Genomic DNA, 13,589 nt, shown 5'->3' on the forward strand with positions numbered 1-13,589 from the left:
GCCGGTCCCGCTGTGGTTCATAGATGGAAGTCGGCGCGTCGGTTGATCATCCTGGGTTGCCGCGCCGATTGCCTAATACGGGGCACACCTTGACCGAAAACGGACCGAGAGTTACATTTATCAAAACGAGGTTGAGAATCGCATGAAAACGACGAACCTGCTTTTGGGACTGTTGTTATTGCCTCCGTTTTGAGGCCGGTCTGGCGGTTCGTCGATCCTTCGTGCGACAAAATAAGAACCCAGGGCCGGCAAGCCCTGGGTTTTTTCGTGTTGTTCCGCCGTGTTTTTGTGAAGGGGAACGGGACCCGCGATGGTGCGAAAAAGACGTTTGCGTCCTACCCGCGCTTGGTTGGTGTTGTGAAGCCGACCGATCGGTCGGCATTCTGCCCTTGGCCGGGGGGCGGCGAGATCTGCCACAATTGCCGGTCATCCCGTGATTCGTCCGGATGGCGAACCACTCCGTTACTCACATTGGAGGCCGCAAGTTACCCGTTTCCTCTGCCAACCAAGTGGACCGAAGCCCATGAATCCTTCCAAGCGACCGATTTCAGATACGAAGCGAAGAATCGTCATTTTCGATACGACGCTGCGGGATGGCGAGCAGTCACCCGGATGCAGCATGAACCTCCAGGAAAAGCTCGAAGTGGCGCATGCCCTGGCGCAACTCGGTGTGGATGTCATCGAGGCGGGGTTTCCGATTGCCTCGCCGGGTGATTTCGAGTCGGTCAAGACCGTCGCCCAAGAGGTTCGCGGCCCCGTGATCTGCGGCCTCGCGCGCTGTCGGGAAGAGGACATCGACTGTGCCTGGGATGCCTTGCGGTGCGCCGAATCGCCGCGCATCCATGTTTTCTTGGCGACCAGCGCGATCCATCGGGAACGCAAATTGCGGATGACGAAGGAGCAAATCATCCAACGAGCCGTGGCGGGGGTAAAACGGGCGGCGGGTTATTGCTCCAACGTCGAGTTTTCTCCGGAAGATGCGGCGCGGACGGAAATCGATTTTCTGTGCGAAGTGGTCGAGGCGGCCATCGATGCCGGTGCCACGACCGTCAATATTCCGGATACCGTCGGTTATGCCACACCGGAACAAATGGCTCGCGTGATCACCACGCTGCGCGAGCGCGTTTCCAATATCGACAAGGCGGTCATCAGCGTACATTGCCACGATGACCTGGGGATGGCCGTGGCCAATAGTTTGGCCGCCGTTCAAGCCGGTGCCGGGCAGGTCGAATGTACCATCAATGGAATCGGCGAAAGGGCCGGCAACTGTGCCCTGGAAGAGGTCGTGATGGCCCTCCGAGTGCGCCAGGACGTTTTCCATGCGGATACCGGCGTCGTCACGCGACGATTGGTGCCGACCAGCAGGCTGGTGTCGGGCATAACCGGCATGGTCGTGCAGCGTAACAAGGCCATCGTAGGGCAGAACGCTTTCGCTCACGAGGCCGGGATTCACCAAGATGGCATCTTGAAAGAGCGGGCTACCTACGAGATCATGCAGCCGGAGGACGTGGGCTTTTCCCGTAGTGATCTGGTGCTGGGAAAACACAGCGGGCGCGCCGCTTTGGCGGCCCGTGCGCGAGACTTGGGATACGACCTGTCGCCGGAGCAACTCAGCCGGGTGTTTCACGACTTCAAGGCATTGGCGGACAAAAAGAAGGAGATTTACGACGGCGACCTGACCGCGCTGATCGAACAGCAGATTCGCGTGGTCGAGGACCGGTATGCCTTGGAGTCCTACGAAGTTCAGGTAGGAACCGGAAAACGTCCGACCGTGTCGTTGACGCTGCGCCGCTCGGACGGGGAGGTCTGCCGGACGCAATTGCAGGCCGGCGACGGCCCGGTCGATGCGGTGTTCTTGGCGATCGAGCAAATCACCGGTTTGTCCGCCGTGTGCCGAGACTTTCGCGTCCACAGTCTGACCGTGGGAAAAGACGCCCAAGGTGAGGTCCAAGTGCAATTGGAGCACGAAGGAAAGCTGTACCGCGGGCGAGGTGTCTCCACCGACAGCTTGGAGGCGAGTGCCAAGGCCTTTCTCAACGCCATCAATCGAATCCTTGCCGTCAACCATGTGCCGTCGGAAACGAAGCACGATGGATCGAATTGAGGCACCGCGTGAGCCTTGGGGCCTTGCTCCCGGCTTTTCGATGAGGGTGAAGCCGAGCTGAGCCTAACAGGAAAACCGAATCGAATCGAGATGAACCCGGGACAAGGATGGACCTTTCCCGGGTGAGGCCGAGTGGCGGAATAGGCAGACGCACAGGACTTAAAATCCTGTGGGGAGTAATCCCCGTGCGGGTTCGAACCCCGCCTCGGCTATTGGAAAACTCATTCGCCCAGCCATGCCGTTGCCGCCAGGCCGTAAAAGGTGTATTCCGCGTCTCGCTGATCATCCAGCGTTACCCCGCGGAATCCGCCCTCCGGGTGTTCCAGCTCGGAAACATAACGCAATGCGGCCTCTGCCGTGGATTCTTCGAGGGCATCCATAAGATCCAGACTGACGACGGCGGTGAAGGTGCTGAGGAGATCGGAGCAAGGCGCGCGAGCGCTGGCGGCGAAGCCGCCGTCGCGTCGTTGCATGGTGCGCAAAAAGCCGCACGCTTGCCGGCGAGTCTGGTCGCTCAGCGCATCGAGGTCGTATAAGACGGCCAAGGCTGCCGCGGTGGTATTCGTACCGCTTTCCCGCAAGACCGGCAGATCGACGAAGCCGCCGTCTGACGCCTGTCGTTGCCGTATCATATCGGCTACCCGCTGCGGTTCGGGAACCGCAAGGTCCGCCAATTCCAGACATCCCAGGGCCAGGAAGGTGTGGTAGGTACTGCTGAGGCCCGAGTTCGATGATTTGGCCCAGCCGCCGTCCGAACGACGATACGGCAGGAGGAGGGTCGCCACCCACTCCTTACGTTCTTCCGGCGATCGATCGTCGATGGAAACGCCCGCGAAGAACTCCGCTGTGAATGCGACTGTGAGGTAGGACGCCAAGTCCACCGTCGCGAGGGAGCTGCGAGACTGCCGCCGCAAGTACGGTAGCATGTCGGTCAGGAGGCCGGCGTCGAGGCAATCCAGCAGCAAGGCACATCGGACGCCGAAAGCCGTGTAGTAGCGATCGGGCAGGTCGCTTCGGCCCCGGAATCCGCCTCCTTCCGCCCGCTGGGTGAGTAACCACGCCGCGTGTTTTGCTTTGCGTTCCCGGGGAATCCGAGGCGCGGCCGCCATCAATCGTACGGCAAACTCCACGGCGAACGACATGTGTCGAGTACTCCTTTCCCTCAGTCGTCCCTGAGGCCCACCGTACATCCGGCCCGATTCGATCCCCTCGAACTCCGCAGGAAGGAGAAGGCGGGACCAGCCTTCCATTTCCCGGTATAAATCGAAGCCGACTCGGGGTGCGTCCGCGCGTCCTCACCCGCAAAAAGCAGCACGTCGCGGAGCGGGTTCACGACTTATCAGCGGGCTCGATTTCCTCCTGAGGACGAAGATGAGCGAAAAGGGAGTCGGTGAGATAGGTCAACAGATATGTCAATTCAGGGACGGAAACTCTTTCAGCCTCTTCCCGAGCGCGGTCGACGTTTCGGGCCATCAATCGACGCACGTGGGTAAAGATTCCGGCCTCCTCCAATCGTGTTCGCACGCGTTGAACCCAGAGGGTCTCTCGCCCGACGCAATCCTCACCGATCTCCGAGATAAATCCCGACCAAGAGCGATTCATGACGTGGGATGCCATGGCTTGGATTACCGTGGGACGCCCCGCCAGCAAGTCCCCCCCGATTCGTTGCTTGTTTTCTTTCTGCCACGCCCAATCGTCGAGATCGTTCTGAATTTGGAAGGCGATTCCCAAATATCGGGCGAAACGGTGAAGCGGCTCATTCAAGGAGTCATCCCCTCCCGCCAACTTGACCCCGGCCGATACGGCCACCTCGAAAGCCGGTGCCGTCTTCAGGGCATAAACCCGCAAGATATCGGGGACGGCAATGCGTTCGCCGGCATGCCTTTGCAACCACAGCTCGGCACCCTGTCCGGCGGAGAGCCGTAAGTGAGCCGCGGAAAAGCGTTGCGTCAAGTCCGCGGCGAGTCGGTCATCGGTGCATGATCGCAAGTCGGCTAAGAGACGGTAGCCCAACCCCACTAAAAAATCTCCCACGTTGAGCGCTAAAGGCACTCCCCACTGGGAGTGGAGTGTAGGACGTCCGTAACGGTACGGGTCGCCGTCCTCGATGTCGTCGTGGATCAGGGACGCTTTATGGAAGACCTCGACGGCCAGTGCCGCTTGTTTGACCGGGCGCGGTAGCGGTGGCGCGAGATGGTGATCAGCCCGCGCTCGAGGGCCGCCCAAGACGGCGTCGTAGGCCGCGAGCGTAAGGAACGGTCGATAGTATTTCCCCCCGCCGATCAAAAATTCATACGCGATGGCTTCCGTCACTTCCACGGCGTTGCTCAGTACAAAATCGCCGTCGTGTTGGGGCGCGGGCGAACCGCCGGGGAAGAGACGCGGGGCCAGGGCTTCCAGTTCAGTCGCTTCGAAGAGAGACGTTGCCGCCCGCATCAGCGGAAGATAACTCCGCCGTACCGTGGTTCCCGGCACGTAGGGCGTACGGATCATCTCCAGAATGCAATCTTCTTCGCCGGTCGTGTCGTGACACGAATCCATCAACAGCGGTACGGCCAAGGAAGGCACGCCTGCCATGAGAATTTTTTCCAACGATCGCTCCAAGGCGTTTAGACAAGCCACTCCCAAGACGGCCTCGGCGCGACCCGACAGTATCCACTTCATGACCACGGGTGAGCCTTCGGCGATCATGATCTGATACCCGAGTGATTCGGCCTGCGTTCGGAGGTAACCCAAGCGGCAACCGCCGCAATTGACGCAGGTCAGGCCGTCCGGCGTGTATTCCGCCGGGCAGGTTTCCGCAGCCCGCATGCAGTGCGGCAGGAGCAAGAGGCGCCGATCGTACGGAATTCTCATGACTTGCGGACGCCATAAGGCCGAGCCCACGGCCACCATGGTCCAGCCCAAGTACTCGTAACCCAGCCCCAAATCTCGTAGCAATTCCCGCGCCAACCGCTCGATGAGCGGCCTGCCGATATGTTTCTGTTGCTCAACCCCTGCTGCTCGTACTTCCGCCTCTTGCCGGATTCGGTCCCGGATGGATCGTTCCCTGGGAATTTGCTTGAGGCCCGAGTAGGCCGCCAGTCCGAGCGTCTGTCCTTGATCGCTGCGGGAGGGCTTTGGAATGCGTTGGGCCGAGTCGTTCACGGTGGTTTCCACTTAGACGGGACGGGCTTTGAGATGTCACTCAGCGGCAAATCCGCTCATCATCTTAATTCGGGTCAGTCCGACGAATCGCTGCCAGGATAGGGATCGAGGTGCGGCGGCGGTATTCCCAGGCGGCGGAGTGCGCGACCCACCGCCTCCAGGGCGAAGACGATCGGATACATCCGTTCATAATACCACAGGCGAGCGAAATACAAACCGATCGGCGAAGCCGTGCGATGCCTCCCCTCTCGTACGGCCGCCGCCAGGGCCGCCAGCCCGCGGGCGTAGACGCGCGATTCATCCGGCCCGTCGCAAAACTCGGAAAGCGCGGATAACGCCAAAGCCGTTTCTTCGATCCCGTTGCAGGGAGGCACATCTTGCTCCTGCGCGCTGAAAGGGCGATCGTTGAAGGCGTGCCATTCCCCATCCGGACCTTGACGCTGCTTGAGCCAATCCACAGCGCGTAGGACGCACGGATCCGTCCTCAAGCCGGCATCGATGAAGGCCAAAATGGTCCGTGCGGTGCCGTAGATGGGATTCTCCTCATGATTCGCCCATTCATTTCCGAACCACAAAGGCAACCAGGAACCGTCGTCTCGCTGCTTCCTTCGTAAAAAGGCCAGGCCCGCCGCAATCGCCCGATCCATGGCGCGGTGCATTTCATGGATTTCCGATCTGCGATCAGGCTCGACGGAAGCGGCCGCAATATCACCGTGAGAGACGGTGTGTTTCCACGCCGTCAAAGCCCGAATCGCGTGGGCCGTCAGATCGACGCCGCTGCGATCAAAGGGCAATCGACCCCAACCGCGGCAGAAGGTGGGCCAACCGCCGTCGCTGTTTTGCAGTGCGAGAAGCCATTGCAGGCCTTGGCTCGCCGCTCGGAATATCTTCGAGCGCTGGGCGTGTGATGCCTCATGCCGCATGCCGGCCAAGGCTAACAGGGCCCCGGAAGTGTCGTCGGCATCCGGTACGCCGCCCGGCAGGTCGGTCCACGCCCAACCGCCCGGCGCCGCCCCCGTGAAAGGGTGGCGCTCACGATGCTGGGATGCGAGCAACCATTCCAAGGATACGAGCCGGGACAATTGGCTGACGCCGCAAACACGCAAGGCGTTTGCGGCCAAGGTGGTCGTCCAGACGGCGAGATCGGAATCGACGGGCCAGGCCCCGCAATCCCGTTGCAGGCGGAGCAGGAAGGCGACTCCCCGGGTTACAACGTCGTCTTCCGTCCTGCCCATACCGCACAGGGACATGACGACGAAGGCAGTGAGCGGCACAGCCTCCAGAAAGCCGCCGCTTTCCGGGAGCATTTTTCGCACGACTGTAAGCGTGAAATCGCGCACGGCTCGACGTACCATGCGCCAGGGAAACACACCCGTCGGAGCGAAGTGAAAGCGGACCTGCCCCACGGCGACCAGAGCCGGAATCGCGTAACTTACCACCGGCAAGCGCAGAAAACGATACATGCCTTGCGGAAACGCCGCCAATTCAAAGGGCAAGGCCGGTACTTCGCGCCAAGCGATCAAACCCGCCAGAGCCAAGTTCGTTGCAATGGGCGCGACGAACGTTCTGTCGGTACCATAGCGGGCGCGAAGTCCTTCCAGCTCCCCTTGCCGACGGATGTAAGCCTCCAGGGCCGGCAACGCGCGGTCGATCCCCTGCAATTCGTGGACATACGGCTTGGCCAAGAGGAGGGCGGCCTGTGTTAGATAAGCCGTCGCGATGTTCGAGCGCGAGCGATCGGTATCACCCCAACCGCCGTCCCTATTTTGCGTGCTCAAAAGATAGGCCGCCCCGCGGACGATGGCGGCGCGGATCGCCTCCCGTTTGGTCGGGCTGAGAGCATCTTCGGAACTCTTCAGACGCACGCACAACGCGCTGACCGCCGTTGCCGTTGCCAAGGGTGAGGGGGCCAGTTCACCCCGCCAATGGCCGCTGGAGCCTCGCAGTTCGAGCAATTCGTGGGCCAATCCGGCCCAGATCTCGCGAAGTTCTGGCTCATCCGGCATATTTCCACGTCCGTCGCTGATGGAGACCAAGAAACATGAGTATAATCGATGAGGTCGCCTTCGGCACTGAGCCTACGCGGCGTCGGGGTTGTGCCGACCGAAAGAGAGATTGGCGGGGAGCGACGCCGGCGCCGAGCGGAAAGGTTTATGCTGTTATATTACCCGATTCGATTATTGAGGCATGTGTCACCCCGCCTGTTATGGAAAGCGGCGTGGCTTTGGGTACGTCCTTCCCTCGCTACGATGCGGGCGTATCGCAAACGATTGAAAAGCGGGGAACTCTTTCCACCCTTTTGGTTCTTGTCGCTAACGGATGCCTGCAATCTGCGTTGTCGCGGTTGCTGGGTCGATTACCCGGGATCGCCCCGGACACTACCCTTCGACACGGTCATGCGGATTATCGATTCCGCAAAGCAGCAAGGATGCCGATTTTTTACGTTGCTAGGCGGTGAACCGTTTCTTTATCCCGATCTGTGGCGCATTCCGGAGCGGCACCGCGACTGCTATTTCCAGGTGATCACCAACGGATTGTTCTTGGATGACGACGCGGTACGGCGAATCCGCGAACTGGGGAACGTAACGATTCTGGTGAGCCTGGACGGAGGCAAGGCCAACAACGATGCCCGGCGGGGCGACGGCGTCTTCGCACAAGTTGTGGAAGGCATGCGGCGGCTGCGGCGTGCGGGCATTTTATTCGGCGTGGCCACGACCGTCACGGCTCAGAATTGCGAAGAAGTTCTCGGCGACGCGTACGTTCGTTTCATCTGCCGCCTCGGCGCGGCATATTTGTGGTACTACGGTTATCGACCGGTCGGTCCGGATTCCGCCCCGGAATTGGCGTTGAGTGCCGCCATGTTCGGCCGTTTTCGCAAACGACTCCTGGAACTGCGGCGCCGCCATCCCATCGTCATTATCGATACGTATTGGGATGCGGAAGGCAAAGCGATCTGTCCCGCTGCGCTAGGTTTGGGTTTTCACATCGGTCCCTCCGGCGGCGTCGAGCCGTGTCCGCCTCTATCGTACGCAGCCGATTTCATCGAACCGCGCAGCGATGTTTTCGCGACCATCAATGGAAGTCGGTTTCTGCGCGACTTCCAACAATTCGCGCCCCAAAAGACTCGCGGATGCGTGATTTTGGAACGCCCCGGGGAACTGGCCGATTTTCTTGAATCCTCGCAAGGGCGAGACACCAGCGGCAGGAACTTGGTCTGCGAGCTACGGGCGTCACGGCCATGCCCCAGCCACTCCACTCCGGAAAGCGAGATTCCGGAGGAGAGCCGTATCTACCGATTCCTCAAACGGCGGCTCTTTTTCGGGCTGGCCGCCTATGGTTAAGGTACGTCTTGGCTCAAGACCCCGATTTATCCGGATTCAGCCGGCACCCTGGCTCGCCTGCGAGACGGACCTCCGAGTCGCGCCCCTTATCCCATTTCGCGGTGGTGGATGTTGCCGCTTCGCGCTGATATCATAGGCGGCGAAACAGCGGTGCGACCCGCGGGCGGTCAACACGGAGTACCTTGTGCTCCGGCCTGCGTGTCACTTGGCATCATCGTGGGCCGTGCACGGCTTTCGACCGGCGTAATCAATCGGAGTAGAAGAACATGTCCCGCACGTTATCGTCCGCGTTGCGTCTCTGGCCGGCGGTCGCGGCCGCCGCGATTGCGTTTTCGTCGGCCCAACCCGGCCGGGCGTCCGAATCCGTAAATCAGTCGGCGCGACGGATTCCCGTGGCTCAGGAGGTGGACGTCCTGGTGGTGGGAGGGAGCACGGGAGCGGTAGCCGCGGCCGTCCAGGCGGCGCAGTCGGGAGCCAGGGTATTTTTGGCCGCGCCGCAACCGTATCTCGGCGATGACATGACCGCGACTTTGCGACTGTGGCTGGAACCGGGCGAGGAACTCACCACACCGTTGGCCCGACGAGTCTTCGATGACCCGCTGCGCCGCGACTCTCTGATTCACGCGGACCGTTACGACTTTCAATACACGGCCGATCTACCCGCGGACCCCAAACACGCCGATACCGACCCGCCCAGGCGGCTTTGCGACGGGCTGTGCAGCGATGCGCCGAGCCAGAGCGTGCAATACAATGGCGACGTGTCGATCCTCGTGGAACTGGATGCGGCCCAAGAGATTCACGGCATCCGCGTGGTGGCCTTCGGTCGCGTTAGCAGCGATCCTGCTTCCGCTTTTAAAGTCGCCGGGTTCTCGTACAGTCTGGAAAACGAAGACGGCTCATGGACACCGCCGCAGTGGGCGGAGCCGGCTGCGACGGCCGTGATCGGCAATGATCTTCCGTATGTCATCGAAGCCGCGATCGAGGGCCGGAAGGCACGCCGCATTAAATTGCAAATCAAGAAAGCGGAGGATTGCGAACGGATTCTGTTGGGCGAGATCGAGATCATCGGGCCCCCGCGACAGGAAGACGTGGATCGGCTCCGAGCGGCTTTTCCCGCGCCCCGACCGATGCATGTGAAGGAGGTGCTGGACGACGCCTTGCTGGAGGCCGGCGTTTCCTTTCTCTACGGCTCCTATCCGACGGATGTCATTCGAGATGCGGAAGGCAAGATCGCGGGGGTGGTGATTGCCAATCGCGCCGGGCGGCAGGCCGTGACGGCCAAAACGGTCATCGATGCGACGGATCGTGCGATAGTCGCACGGCTGGCAGGCATCCCCTTCTCACCGTATCCTAAGGGCATCCATCGTTTCACAAAAGTCGTTATCGGAGGCAATGTCGTCGAAGCCCCGAATGTCTCATCTCGCGTGATCGACCCTCCCTTCGTCGGTCCGTTTCCCAACCGGGCCAAGACCTCGAGCGGCGTATTTCCGGTGATCGAGTATACGTTCGATTTGCCGATGGAAGACGACCATTGGGCATCTTGGGCCAAAGCCGATCAAACAGCCCGCCGCCTCGTTTATCACCCCGAACAACAGTTCGTTTCCGACGTGTTGTTCGAGGTTCCCCCGGACGCGATGCAAGGAGAGGCGACCGGTAGCGGACCTTGGACCGGGGCGGACGCAATTCCCCTCGCCTGCTTTCGCGCCAAGGGAGAAAGCGGGCTGTGGGTCCTCGGCGGGTGTGCCTCCGTTTCGCGCGAACAGGCGGCGGCTTTGCTGCGGCCGGGCAACCTGATGGCGTTGGGAGAGCGACTCGGCAAGGAGGCGGCGAGGGAAGCCGCACAGCGCGAGGCGATCCAATTCCCGCGGGTGGCTGCTCACGCCGCCGACGATGGTGCTCCGTATGACATCGGCGAGCTTCTCTCCGGCGTTCGTCCCTTTCTAAAGTGGCCGACCGTGACGCAAGAACGCTCCACCTTGCCCATCCTAGGGCGGTACGACGTCGTTGTGGTCGGCGGCGGTACCGGCGGAGCAGCGGCGGGAATCGGTGCGGCACGCCAAGGGGCCAAGACACTCGTCATCGAGTACCTGGCCACCTTGGGCGGAGTCGGAACCGCCGGGGCCATCTCTTCCTATTACTGGGGCAATCGCATCGGCTTTACGGCCGAGGTCAATCAAGGCGCCGCTGCTTGGGTGATCGAACAGAAATCCGAGTGGTGGCGCAGCGAGCTATTGAAAGCCGGCGCCGATATCTGGATGAACTGCCTCGGAAGCGGGGCCGTTGTTGATTCCGGCACAGTTCGCGGCGTCGTGGTCGTCACGCCCTTCGGCCGCGGAGTGGTTCTTGCCGACGTCGTTATCGATTCCACCGGGAATGCCGACATAGCGGCCGCGGCCGGTGCCCAAACGATGTACACCGACGACACCGAGCCGGCCGTTCAAGGGACCGGCCTTCCTCCGCGCAATCTCGGCGCCAGTTACATGAACACCGACTTCACGATTACGGATGACACGGACGTCCTGGACATTTGGCATGTCTTCGTTTACGCGAAGAAGAAATACCGCGACGCCTTCGATCAGGGGCGTTTGATCGACAGCCGGGAGCGGCGGCGAATCGTCGGTGAATTCACCATGACGATTCTGGATCAGATGCTGGAACGTACCTATTCCGACACCATTTGCATCGCGTACAGCAATTTCGACACCCACGGCTTCACCGTGGACCCCTATCTGGAGCTGGAACATCCCGAGAAACGCGGCTTTTACGTGCGAATACCATATCGCTGTCTGATCCCCAAGGGCTTGGAAGGGATCCTTGTGACCGGTTTGGGAATCAGTGCCCATCGCGACGCCATCCCGCTGATCCGCATGCAGGCCGATATCCAGAACCAAGGGTTTGCGGCGGGGACGGCTGCGGCATGGTTGGCACAACGCGACATCGACGTTCGCGGGCTGGATGTGCGCGAACTGCAACGGTTCCTGGTAAAGATCGGCAATCTTCCCGAGACCGTTCTTGCAGAAGACGAAATGCCCCCCTTGCCGGCTTCCAGGATTCGGGAGGCCGTTGAGAACCTCAAGACTGATTATCGCGATGCGGCGGTCATCTTGGCGTACCCTGAAATCGCCCGGCCGATGCTCCGCGAGGCATATCAGGCGGCTGAGCTGCCGGAACATCGGCTGATCTACGCCCACGCTCTTGCCGTGCTGGGTGACAATACCGGCTTGGAGACGTTGATCTCCGCCGTGAGGAGTTACAACGCTTGGGATCAAGGTTGGAATTACGTCGGCATGGGGCAGTTCGGCAGCGCACTCAGTCGCCTGGATCAGTTGATCGTGGCCCTGGGCAGGACTCGCGATCGCCGTGCCCTCCCCGCGATTCTCGAAAAACTCCGTCTCCTCAAACCGGATTCGGAGTTCAGTCACCATCGCGCGACGGCGTTGGCGCTGGAGATGATCGGTGACCCGCAGGCTGCCCAACCCCTGGCTGAGTTGTTGACGACGCCGGGGATGACCGGCTACGTCCATCGCACGGTGCAGGACGCGATCCGCTTTGACCAATCCAGCCCGGGCGGCACCAATCAGGTCAAGGCTCGCCGCGATTCAATCGTGGAATTGTCGCTGGCACGGGCGCTATTCCGTTGCGGCGATTACGGTGGGATCGGGGAGCAAGTCCTGCGGGCGTATACTCAAGATCTCCGCGGGCATTTGGCGCGTCACGCGGCCGCCGTTCTCGCAACGGCTGGAAAGGCCGTCCCGCAAGGGGAACCGTAACCGCGGCCGGGATTTCTGATCAGGAATTTTTGCTCATTGGGGCGATAGGTTTGGTCTTGACTAGAATTGGAATCAAGATTAACATTATGATATTAGTAAGGTATGTATCGGGTTGGCTCGGATGTCGGAGCGGCTCGAGTCGGTAGCTGCCTGTTAGGCCCTTCATTGAGCGGATCGTTGGGAGAATCTGGGATGACGCCTGTTGCGAATGGTCGCATTTTTGACGAGATCACACACTGCATCGGAAACACGCCCCTGGTTCGGCTGCGCCGAATCACCGAGGGAGCGGTCGCCAATGTTTTCGGCAAGCTCGAGAACTTCAATCCTTTGTGGAGCGTTAAGGATCGGATCGCGCGTGCCATGATCGACGCGGCAGAGCGACAGGGCTTGATCAAGGAGGGCACCGTCATCATCGAACCGACGAGCGGTAACACGGGCATCGGCCTCGCCTTCGTGTGCGCCGCGCGCGGCTACAAGCTGATGGTGACCATGCCGGAGAGCATGAGCCTCGAACGGCGGCGGTTGCTCAAGGCTTTTGGCGCGGAATTGGTTCTCACGCCGGCCGCCGAGGGGATGCCGGGTGCGGTGCGACGGGCCGAAGAGCTCGTGAAGGAAAACCCGAACTTTTACATGCCGCAACAGTTTAAGAATCCGGCGAACCCGGAAATCCACCGGCGCACGACTGCGGAGGAAATCTGGCGCGACATAGGCGGCAAGGTCGATATCTTCGTAGCCGGCGTCGGTACCGGCGGAACGATTACCGGAGTCGGCGAGGTTCTCAAGTCGCGCAAACCGGACGTCAAGGTCGTCGCCGTCGAGCCGGCCAATAGTCCGGTAATCTCCCAAAAATTGGCTGGTCAGGAACTCAAACCCGGCAAGCATCTCATTCAGGGAATCGGCGCCGGCTTTATTCCCGACGTTCTCAACCTATCGATTATCGATCAGGTAATCCAAGTCGAAGACGAAGACGCCCTCGAAACCTCCCGCCGACTCGCGCGCTCCGAAGGATTCATGTGCGGGATTAGCTGCGGGGCCGCCGCCTGGGCGGCTTTGCAATTGGCTAAGCAACCGGCGAATGCCGGCAAAAACATCGTCGTGGTCTTGCCGGATTTGGGAGAACGTTATCTCTCCACGCGGTTGTTTCCCGAATGAGCGGCCCTGCGGCGCATTTTTGCGGCGGCCCGGGGTTGCTTCCGCATGCCACGGCATGGGGATGAATCACAACGA

Annotated in this window: 7 protein-coding genes and 1 tRNA gene; 5 read left to right on the plus strand and 3 right to left on the minus strand. The window is 60.9% G+C overall.

Features of this window, described 5'->3' with window-relative positions:
- Positions 1-523 precede the first annotated feature (523 nt).
- Together ACZ5B4_RS04400 and ACZ5B4_RS04405 are read left to right on the plus strand one after the other, a co-directional pair.
- Positions 524-2,104 carry a 2-isopropylmalate synthase gene (locus tag ACZ5B4_RS04400; protein ID WP_464913220.1) on the plus strand — a complete coding sequence of 527 codons (1,581 nt, stop codon included), beginning with the start codon at positions 524-526 and terminating at the stop codon, positions 2,102-2,104.
- A gap of 126 nt (positions 2,105-2,230) precedes the next feature.
- Positions 2,231-2,316, plus strand: a tRNA-Leu gene (locus ACZ5B4_RS04405).
- Between the two features lie 9 nt (positions 2,317-2,325).
- Here ACZ5B4_RS04405 and ACZ5B4_RS04410 read toward each other — a convergent pair.
- The 3 genes from ACZ5B4_RS04410 to ACZ5B4_RS04420 form a co-directional block, all read right to left on the minus strand.
- The gene (locus tag ACZ5B4_RS04410; RefSeq protein ID WP_464913221.1) at positions 2,326-3,246 is read right to left on the minus strand and encodes a prenyltransferase/squalene oxidase repeat-containing protein; all 921 of its coding nucleotides are present in this window, start codon (positions 3,244-3,246) and stop codon (positions 2,326-2,328) included.
- A gap of 187 nt (positions 3,247-3,433) precedes the next feature.
- A complete protein-coding gene (locus tag ACZ5B4_RS04415; protein WP_464913222.1) occupies positions 3,434-5,251 on the minus strand; it encodes a polyprenyl synthetase family protein in 1,818 nt (605 codons plus the stop codon).
- 74 nt (positions 5,252-5,325) lie between these two features.
- Entirely contained in the window at positions 5,326-7,257 is a 1,932-nt protein-coding gene (locus ACZ5B4_RS04420) for a prenyltransferase/squalene oxidase repeat-containing protein (RefSeq protein WP_464913223.1), read from the minus strand.
- Between the two features lie 147 nt (positions 7,258-7,404).
- Between ACZ5B4_RS04420 and ACZ5B4_RS04425 the strand changes: the two genes are divergently transcribed.
- From ACZ5B4_RS04425 to cysK, 3 genes are all read left to right on the plus strand, one after another.
- On the plus strand, positions 7,405-8,592 hold the full coding sequence (locus ACZ5B4_RS04425) for a radical SAM/SPASM domain-containing protein (RefSeq protein WP_464913224.1): 1,188 nt from the start codon (positions 7,405-7,407) through the stop codon (positions 8,590-8,592).
- A 266-nt stretch (positions 8,593-8,858) separates the two neighbouring features.
- Positions 8,859-12,362, plus strand: a complete 3,504-nt coding sequence (locus tag ACZ5B4_RS04430; RefSeq protein ID WP_464913225.1) for a HEAT repeat domain-containing protein — start codon at positions 8,859-8,861, stop codon at positions 12,360-12,362.
- Between the two features lie 192 nt (positions 12,363-12,554).
- A complete protein-coding gene (cysK, locus tag ACZ5B4_RS04435) occupies positions 12,555-13,514 on the plus strand; it encodes a cysteine synthase A (RefSeq protein WP_464913226.1) in 960 nt (319 codons plus the stop codon).
- Positions 13,515-13,589: the final 75 nt, after the last annotated feature.

This window comes from Thermogutta hypogea, from assembly GCF_055386265.1.

Excerpts from the sequence above, each read along its gene's own strand:
- ACZ5B4_RS04400 (WP_464913220.1), top strand. The coding sequence starts at position 524 with ATGAATCCTTCCAAGCGACCGATTTCAGATACGAAGCGAAGAATCGTC.
- ACZ5B4_RS04410 (WP_464913221.1), bottom strand. The coding sequence starts at position 3,246 with ATGTCGTTCGCCGTGGAGTTTGCCGTACGATTGATGGCGGCCGCGCCT.
- ACZ5B4_RS04420 (WP_464913223.1), bottom strand. The coding sequence starts at position 7,257 with ATGCCGGATGAGCCAGAACTTCGCGAGATCTGGGCCGGATTGGCCCAC.
- ACZ5B4_RS04425 (WP_464913224.1), top strand. The coding sequence starts at position 7,405 with ATGCTGTTATATTACCCGATTCGATTATTGAGGCATGTGTCACCCCGC.
- ACZ5B4_RS04430 (WP_464913225.1), top strand. The coding sequence starts at position 8,859 with ATGTCCCGCACGTTATCGTCCGCGTTGCGTCTCTGGCCGGCGGTCGCG.
- cysK (WP_464913226.1), top strand. The coding sequence starts at position 12,555 with ATGACGCCTGTTGCGAATGGTCGCATTTTTGACGAGATCACACACTGC.